The organism is Thermostichus sp. MS-CIW-25 (assembly GCF_054060015.1).
The window spans coordinates 1-8,676 of record NZ_JBSSCS010000063.1 but is presented as its reverse complement, the minus strand read 5'-3'; the positions used below and the strand labels follow the sequence as shown (position 1 = coordinate 8,676).

Below are 8,676 nucleotides of genomic sequence, written 5' to 3'. Positions count from 1 at the left end.
TTCTCTCGGTTTTACATACCTAGCCATACCAAGCAGCCATACTGAACATACTGTACATTATTTTCAGTATAGTCCAGCGTATCATTGACTAAAGTCATGCTCCTGCCAGCCAAGATTCGATCTGCCGGCAAGGGATCCCTGCCTTAACCGATGGAAAAAACCCGATCCAGACTCAGTTCTCCAGCCCGGATCCCTGGGATCCCAACTTTTTCCTTGGGGGTGTAAGCCTCTCTTTTTTGGTAAACTCCCGACTCCGTTGGCAAGCTGTAAGCCTCTAGGCAGTTCTCCTGCAAGTTCAAGATCCAGTAGTTGGGGATCCCGGCTTTGGCGTAGAGTCCGAGTTTGACTTCCCGATCATAGGTAAGGGAAGAATCAGCCACTTCGATGATGAGATAGATGTCTTCGGGCTGAGGATGCCGAGAGCGGTACTCATCCTGCTGAAAGCGCACAATGGCAAAGTCGGGCTCCGGCTCGTGATTGGGGGGCAGTTGCACCGGATCCTGGGTGCGCACAATAGCTTGCTCCTGCACAAGGCCCACCAACAGTCGGTACAGGCGGCTACAGTAGGCGGCGTGCCTCTCCCCTTTCGTCATCTTTTGAACCAGGAGCCCGTCAATCAGCTCCAACTGATTGGGCTCTTCAATCTGTCCAGACTCAATCAGCCGATGAAACTCCTCAAAGGTATATCGCCTGATATAGGGATCCAATCGGGCGGCTAGAGTCATCGACCAAACTCATCAGACCCTAAACTTCATATCACCACTCTACCAACTCACAAAAAAGGGATCCCTGGACCAGCCGAGGGATCCCTTCTCCAGTTAGTTATTCAACAGATTAAGTTCGCTAGCCAAACTGGGAGGCTGTCGAGGCGATAACAAAGGCCGCGTAGGTCAACACGTAACCCACCGTGAAGTGAGCCAGACCCACCAGACGACCTTGGACAATCGACATGGCCACCGGCTTGTCTTTCCAGCGGATCAGCTTGGCCAAGGGAGTGCGCTCATGCGCCCACACCAAGGTCTCGATCAGCTCTTGCCAGTAGCCGCGCCAGGAGATCAGGAACATGAACCCAGTTGCCCACACCAAGTGGCCGAACAGGAACATCCAGGCCCAAACCGCCAGGTTATTCATCCCGTAGGGGTTGTAGCCGTTGATCAACTGGGCGGAGTTGGCCCAGAGGTAATCCCGCAGCCAGCCCATCAGGTAGGTGGAGTTCTCGTTGAACTGGGCAGTGTTGCCGCTCCAAACCCCAAGCTGCTTCCAGTGCCAGTAGAAGGTGACCCAGCCGATGGTGTTCAGCATCCAGAACATGGCCAGGTAGAAGGCATCCCAGGCGGAGATGTCGCAGGTGCCGCCTCGACCCGGGCCGTCGCAGGGGAAGCTGTAGCCAAAGTCCTTCTTGTCCGGCATCAGCTTAGAGCCGCGGGCATCCAACGCCCCCTTGACCAAGATCAAGGTGGTGGTGTGCAGGCCCAGGGCAATGGCGTGGTGCACCAGGAAGTCACCCGGGCCAATGGGCAGGAACAGGGATCCATTGGGATCGTTGATGGCCTGCAGCCAGCCCGGCAGCCACACGTTGCCGTAGTTGGGCCAAGCGGTAGAAGCAAGGCTGTCGGGGTTGGACAACAACACATCCATGCCGTAGATCATCTTGCCGTGAGAGGCCTGGATGAACTGAGCAAACACCGGCTCGATCAAGATCTGCTTCTCCGGCGTGCCAAAGGCCTGCATGACGTCGTTGTGGACGTACAGCCCCAGGGTGTGGAAGCCCAGGAACAGCGATACCCAGCTGAGGTGGGAGATAATCGCTTCCTTGTGATCCAGCACCCGCGCCAGCACGTTGTTCTTGTTGGCCTCAGGATCGTAGTCCCGCACCAGGAAGATGGCCCCGTGGGCAAACGCCCCCACCATCAAGAAGCCAGCAATGTACTGGTGATGGGTGTAGAGAGCCGCCTCCGTGGTGTGATCCATGGACATGAACACGTAGGGGTTGAGGGCGTACATGTGCTGCGCCACCAGCGAGGTCACCACCCCCAGACAGGCCAGGGCCAGAGCCAACTGGAAGTGCAGGGAGTTGTTGACCGTGTCGTAGAGACCTTTGTGGCCTTCTCCCAGCAGGCCTCCGAAGGGAGTGCCCTTGGGGGGGTTGTGGGCGCCAAGGATCTCCCGGATGCTATGGCCAATGCCCCAGTTGGTGCGGTACATGTGGCCGGCCACGATGAAGATCACCGCGATGGCCAGGTGGTGGTGGGCCATGTCCGTCAGCCACAGGGACTGGGTGTTGGGGTTAAAGCCACCCAAGAAAGTGAGGATGGCCGTGCCCGCCCCTTCTGCCGTGCCCCAGACATGGTTGGCCGTGTCCGGGTTCTGGGCATACACCCCCCAGTTGAGGGTAAAGAAGGGCTTCAGACCTGCCGGGTGGGGCAGAGTGGTAAGGAAGTTGTCCCAGCCTACGTGCTGCCCGCGGGACTCGGGGATGGCGACGTGTACCAGGTGACCAGTCCAAGCCAGGGAACTGACCCCAAACAAGCCGGCCAGGTGGTGGTTGAGACGGGCTTCAGCGTTCTTGAACCAGCTCAGGCTGGGGCGGAAACGGGGCTGCAGGTGCAGCCAGCCGGCAAACAGAAACACCGCCGCCAACAACAACAGGCCAATCGCGCCGGCGTAGAGATCGCCGTTGGTGCGCAGGCCAATGGTGTTGAACCAGTAGTACAGGCCAGAGTAGGCCGCGTTGACGGGGCCGCCGCCCCCCGGTTGGGTAAAGGCTTCCACCGCTGCCTTGCCAAAGTGGGGATCCCAGATGGCGTGGGCGATGGGGGTGACACCCGTGGGGTTGGCTACCCATTGCTCATAGTTGCCTTGCCAGGCGATGTGGAAGACGTTGCCGGAGGCCCACAGGAAGATGATTGCCAGATGGCCAAAGTGGGTGGCGAACAGCTTTTGGTAAAGCCGCTCCTCCGTCATGCCATCGTGGGTCTCGAAGTCGTGGGCGGTGGCAATGCCATACCACAGCCGACGCGTGGTGGGATCGCTGGCCAGGTCTTGGCTGAATTGGGGAAAACGAGTTGCAGTTGTCATGATTCTCTCTTCCTCCTTGCCTTAGCCGAGTGCGCCGAACCGTGCCAGGAAGAACGCCCAGGTGGTGACGATCCCTCCCAACAGGTAGTGGGCCACACCGACCGCCCGACCCTGAATGATGCTCAGAGCGCGGGGTTGAATGGCCGGAGCGACTTTTAGCTTGTTGTGGGCCCAAACGATGGACTCAATCAGCTCCTGCCAGTAGCCGCGACCGCTGAACAGGAACATCAGGCTGAAGGCCCAGACAAAGTGAGCGCCCAAGAAGAGCAGCCCATAAGCCGACAGAGCCGAGCCGTAGGAGTTGATCACCTGCACCGATTGCGCCCACAGGAAGTCCCGCAACCAGCCGTTGATGTTAATGGCGCTGGTGGCAAAGTTGCCGCCGGTGATGTGCTCAATCGTGCCATCGGCGTTGACGGTGCCCCAGATGTCGCTCTGCATCTTCCAGCTGAAGTGGAAGATCACGATGGAGATGCAGTTGTACATCCAGAACAGCCCCAGGAACACGTGATCCCAGCCGGAGACCTGGCAGGTGCCGCCGCGGCCCGGGCCATCGCAGGGGAAGCGGAAGCCCAATTTGCCTTTGTCCGGGATCAACCGGGAAGAGCGGGCAAACAACACCCCCTTGAGCAGGATCAGCACCGTGATGTGGATGGTCATGGCGTGGATGTGGTGCACCATGAAGTCCGCCGTGCCCAGCACCATGGGCATCATGGACACCTTGCCACCCACAGCTACCACGTCGCCGCCAAAGATGGGGCTAACCGAAGCGCCCACATAGGGAGCGGTGCTGGCAATGGCCGAAGTGTGCAGCGACTGGATCCACTGGGCGAAGATCGGCTGCAGTTGGATCCCGGTGTCCGAGAACATGTCCTGCGGACGACCCAGGGCTTGCATCGTGTCGTTGTGGACGTAGAAGCCAAAGGCGTGGAAGCCCAAGAACAGACACACCCAGTTGAGGTGGCTGATGATGGCATCCCGGTGGCGCAGTACGCGATCCAACACGTTGTTGCGGTTCACCGCTGGGTCGTAGTCCCGCACCATGTAAATGGCCCCGTGGGCAGCACCCCCCACCACGAAGAAGCCGCCTATCCACATGTGGTGGGTAAACAGGGAGATCTGGGTGGCGTAGTCGATGCCCATGTAGGGGTAGGGGTTCATGGCGTACATGTGCTGGGCCACGATGATGCTCAGGGATCCCACCATGGCCAGGTTGATGGCCAGCTGGGCATGCCAAGAGGTGGTGAGCACTTCGTACAGACCTTTGTGGCCTTCGCCGGTGAAGGGGCCCTTGTGGGCTTCCAGGATCTCTTTAATGGAGTGGCCAATGCCCCAGTTGGTGCGGTACATGTGGCCGGCCACGATAAAGAGCACGGCAATGGCCAAGTGGTGGTGGGCTTGATCGGTTAGCCAGAGGGCGCCCGTTTGCGGATCCAGGCCACCCTTGAAGGTGAGAAACTCCGCGTATTTGCCCCAATCCAAGGTAAAGAAGGGCACCACCCCGCTGAAGATGCCCCAATCCACGCTGGGGAACATCTCCTTCATCAAGGCGGGCTTGAGGATGAACTCGTGGGGCAAGGGCACCTGATCCGCCGGCACGCCCGCATCCAACATCTTGTTGATGGGAATGGCCACGTGGATTTGGTGACCGGCCCAGGCCAAAGAACCCAGCCCCAGCAGGCCCGCCAGGTGGTGGTTGAGCATCGATTCCACATTTTGGAACCACTCCAGCTTGGGAGCCCGCTTGTGGTAGTGGAACCAGCCGGCAAACAGGCAGAGGGCGGCCATCACCAAGCCGCCAATGGCGGTGCAGAGGAGTTGGAACTCGTTGGTGATGCCGGCAGCCCGCCAGAGGTGAAAGAGGCCCGAGGTGATGCGGATCCCTTCGAAGCCGCCGCCCACATCCCCATTCAGGATCTCTTGGCCGAAGATGGGCCAGACCACCTGGGCGCTAGGCTTGACGTTGATCGGATCCGCCAGCCAAGCAGAATAGTTGGAGAACTGAGCTCCGTGGTAGTACATGCCGCTCAGCCAGACGAAAACCACTGCCAAGTGGCCGAAGTGAGCGGAAAAGATCTTACGAGAAACGTCTTCTAAGTCGCTGGTGTGACTGTCGAAGTCATGAGCAAGAGCATGGAGGTTCCAGATCCAGGTCGTGGTCTTGGGGCCACGGGATAGGCTGCGATCGAAGTGCCCCGGCTTAGCCCATTTCTCAAATGAGGTGGGAACCGGATCCACGTCAACCGACACCTTGACCTTCGGCTCTCGCTCCTTTGGCGTAGTTGTCATCAAGAACTCCTCTCTTGCGACAAGGAACGAAGCATCCCTACCCCTTGGCAGAAGATTCCCCCAGGGCAGGACTTACCTGGCATTATAGGTCAGGGTTTGTGAGCCCTCAGTTGCTTCACAATAATTAAACGAGGGATCCCTTGTCCCATCGAGGCTGGAGTCGATTGGCAATTGTTTTTTCGATCATAGATGTAAATATATGTAACGAATTTTCAGTCGACCCAATGGGTTCCAATGAAGGGTTGAAACCAGACAACAAGCAGCAAGGGATCCCCTGGGTGGGGATGTGTGGTAAAACCCTGGCAGCCCTTTTGCAGATACCACCCTATGACCCTAGAGATTCCCCGTCGCCAATACGTCAGCAACTACGGCCCCACCGTAGGGGATCGGGTGCGCCTGGCGGATACCGAACTGATCATCGAGGTGGAGGAGGATTTCACCACCTACGGCGAGGAGATTAAGTTTGGGGGCGGCAAAACCATCCGCGATGGCATGGGGCAATCGCCGACGGCCACCCGCGCCAACGGGGCCTTGGATCTGGTGATCACCAACGCCCTGATCCTGGACTGGTGGGGCATTGTCAAGGCGGATGTGGGCATTCGCGATGGCTACATTGTCGGCATTGGCAAGGCCGGCAACCCGAATATCCAATCAGGCGTGACGCCGGGCATGGTGGTGGGCCCCAGCACTGAGGTGATTGCCGGGGAAAACCTGATCCTGACGGCGGGCGGGATCGATGCCCATGTGCATTTCATCTGTCCGCAGCTGTGCGAGTTTGCCATCGCCTCGGGAGTGACCACCCTTTTGGGGGGCGGAACCGGGCCGGCCACCGGCAGCAACGCCACCACCTGCACCCCTGGAGCTTGGAACTTGGGCAAAATGTTGCAGGCGGCGGAGGGGTTTCCGGTCAATTTGGGCTTTTTTGGCAAGGGGAACGCGGCTTTTCCCGCAGCTCTGCGGGAACAGGTGGAAGCGGGGGCCTGCGGCCTCAAGATCCACGAAGATTGGGGATCCACGCCGGCGGTGATCGACAGCTGTTTGCAAGTCTCGGATGAGTACGACATCCAAACCCTCATCCACACCGATACTTTAAATGAATCGGCTTTTGTGGAAGATACCATCGCCGCCATCAATGGCCGCACCATTCACACCTTCCACACCGAAGGGGCCGGGGGTGGGCATGCCCCCGACATCATCCGCATTGCCTCCGAGCCCAACGTGCTGCCCAGCTCCACCAATCCCACCCGCCCCTTTACCCGCAACACCATCGAAGAGCATCTGGACATGCTGATGGTGTGTCACCACCTGAGCAAGAATGTGCCGGAGGATATTGCTTTTGCCGAAAGCCGCATTCGCCCCCAAACCATTGCCGCCGAAGACATCTTGCATGACATGGGGGTGTTCAGCATCATCTCTTCCGACTCCCAGGCCATGGGCCGGGTGGGGGAGGTAATCATCCGCACTTGGCAGACGGCTCACAAGATGAAGGTGCAGCGGGGGCCTTTGCCACAAGACAGCAGCCGCAACGACAACTTCCGGGCCAAGCGTTACGTAGCCAAGTACACCATCTGCCCTGCCATCGCCCAGGGCCTCAGCCACGTCATCGGGTCGGTGGAGGTGGGAAAACTGGCGGATCTGTGTCTGTGGAAGCCGGCCTTTTTCGGGGTTAAGCCGGAAATCGTCCTGAAGGGGGGCCTGATTGCCTACGCCCAAATGGGGGATCCCAATGCTTCCATTCCAACCCCGCAGCCGGTGTACCCCCGCCCCATGTTCGGCAGCTTTGGCCGCGCCTTGACCGAGACCAGCCTGCTCTTTGTCTCCCAGGCTGCCCTAGACCTGGGGATCCCGGAAAAACTGGGGATCCAGCGCCGGGCCGTAGCGGTGAAAAACTGCCGCGAGATCGGCAAAGCGGATTTGAAACTCAATACCGCCACTCCCCACATTGAGGTGAACCCGGAGACCTATGAAGTGCGGGCCGATGGAGAATTGCTCACCTGCGAGCCGGCAGAGGTGCTGCCCATGGCGCAACGGTATTTTCTGTTCTAATTTGGGTGTTCTAATTTGGGAGAGCTTGAGAGTTCCTTGGGAGGTTGACCGGTAACTCAAGCATGGGCCACCTTGTTCTCCGCCACCTCAGCAAGCGCTTCCACAAGCGAGGGATCCCTGTCCTCAGGGATTTGTCTTTGAGTGTGGAAGCAGGGGAGATCTTCGCCTTGCTGGGGCCATCGGGCTGCGGCAAGTCCACCACCCTCAATCTCATCGCCGGTCTGCTGGAACCGGATCCCTTGCCCTATCCGGGGGAAATTTGGCTGGACGGGATCCCCCTCAACCCTCTGCCGCCGGAACGGCGCGGCGTGACTTTGCTGTCCCAACACAGCCGCCTGTTTCCCCACCTGAGCGTGGGGGAGAATGTCGCTTTTGGCCTGAAAATGCGGGGCATTCCCCGGGCAGAGCGGGAGGCTGCCGCCTTGGGCATGTTGGAGCGGGTGCAATTGCCCGGCTTTGCTCAGCGTCGGCCCAGTCAGCTTTCTGGCGGACAAGCGCAGCGGGTGGCCCTGGCGCGGGCTTTGGTGATTCGGCCCAAGGTGCTGCTGTTGGATGAACCTTTATCGGCCCTGGATGCCAACCTGCGCCAAGAGATGCAGGCCCTCATTCTGGAGCTGCAGGCGGAAACAGGGGTGACGACGGTGCTGGTTACCCACGATCAAGCAGAAGCCACAGCCATGGCCCAACGCATCGGCCTGATGTTTGAGGGGCAGCTACACCAGGTGGGATCCCCTGTGGAGTTCTATCAGCAGCCGCGCTCCGAGCGCATTGCCCGCTTTTTTGGCGGGGTCAATTTTTTCGATGCGCAGGCGGAGGGTCACCAGCTTCGCCTCAACAACGGGATCCTCTTGAAAAGCGCCGCGCCACTCCAAGGTCAGGTGCGGCTGACGGTGCGCCCGGAACAGGTGCAGGTGCTTCCCCAGCCGCCCGGCTTGGCCGACAATGTTTTCTCCGCTCAAGTGATGGCGGAACGCTTTGCGGGCACCCAGCGACGGCTGACCTTACAAACCCCTTGGGGCAGTCTGCAGGCTTGGGTGGCTCCCCACCAAGTGTTTGCGCCGGGGCAGACGGTGTGGATCCACTTGCCGACAGAGGCTCTGTGGCCTGTGGAGATTGGCGGGGATCCCTCACCCCCGGCCCTTTTCCCAAAGGAAGAGGGGAGAGTATGACTCTAGTCAATGATACGCTGGACTATACTGGAAATAATGTATAGCATGTTCAGCATGACTGCTTGGTATGGCTAGGTATGTGAAACCGAGAGAG

5 protein-coding genes are annotated in these 8,676 nt (G+C 59.2%); 2 read left to right on the top strand and 3 right to left on the bottom strand.

Annotated elements, in window-relative coordinates:
- Window positions 1-143: 143 nt before the first annotated feature.
- The 3 genes from ACVWZ1_RS13860 to psaA form a co-directional block, all read right to left on the bottom strand.
- On the bottom strand, window positions 144-725 hold the full coding sequence (locus ACVWZ1_RS13860) for a Uma2 family endonuclease (RefSeq protein WP_457503713.1): 582 nt from the start codon (window positions 723-725) through the stop codon (window positions 144-146).
- A 118-nt stretch (window positions 726-843) separates the two neighbouring features.
- On the bottom strand, window positions 844-3,078 hold the full coding sequence (gene psaB, locus ACVWZ1_RS13855; protein WP_457465379.1) for a photosystem I core protein PsaB: 2,235 nt from the start codon (window positions 3,076-3,078) through the stop codon (window positions 844-846).
- A 21-nt stretch (window positions 3,079-3,099) separates the two neighbouring features.
- Complete coding sequence (gene psaA / locus ACVWZ1_RS13850) at window positions 3,100-5,367, bottom strand: photosystem I core protein PsaA (RefSeq protein ID WP_457503711.1); 2,268 nt, start codon at window positions 5,365-5,367, stop codon at window positions 3,100-3,102.
- Between the two features lie 327 nt (window positions 5,368-5,694).
- Here psaA and ureC point away from each other — a divergent pair, with 327 nt between their 5' ends.
- Entirely contained in the window at window positions 5,695-7,413 is a 1,719-nt protein-coding gene (gene ureC / locus ACVWZ1_RS13845) for an urease subunit alpha (protein ID WP_414332630.1), read from the top strand.
- Window positions 7,414-7,475: 62 nt separating this feature from the next.
- Window positions 7,476-8,582 carry an ABC transporter ATP-binding protein gene (locus ACVWZ1_RS13840; RefSeq protein ID WP_457503709.1) on the top strand — a complete coding sequence of 369 codons (1,107 nt, stop codon included), beginning with the start codon at window positions 7,476-7,478 and terminating at the stop codon, window positions 8,580-8,582.
- Window positions 8,583-8,676: the final 94 nt, after the last annotated feature.

What these genes read in the sequence shown, in the direction of transcription:
- ureC (WP_414332630.1), top strand. Translation starts at nt 5,695, where the DNA reads ATGACCCTAGAGATTCCCCGTCGCCAATACGTCAGCAACTACGGCCCC.
- psaB (WP_457465379.1), bottom strand. Translation starts at nt 3,078, where the DNA reads ATGACAACTGCAACTCGTTTTCCCCAATTCAGCCAAGACCTGGCCAGC.
- ACVWZ1_RS13860 (WP_457503713.1), bottom strand. Translation starts at nt 725, where the DNA reads ATGACTCTAGCCGCCCGATTGGATCCCTATATCAGGCGATATACCTTT.
- ACVWZ1_RS13840 (WP_457503709.1), top strand. Translation starts at nt 7,476, where the DNA reads ATGGGCCACCTTGTTCTCCGCCACCTCAGCAAGCGCTTCCACAAGCGA.
- psaA (WP_457503711.1), bottom strand. Translation starts at nt 5,367, where the DNA reads ATGACAACTACGCCAAAGGAGCGAGAGCCGAAGGTCAAGGTGTCGGTT.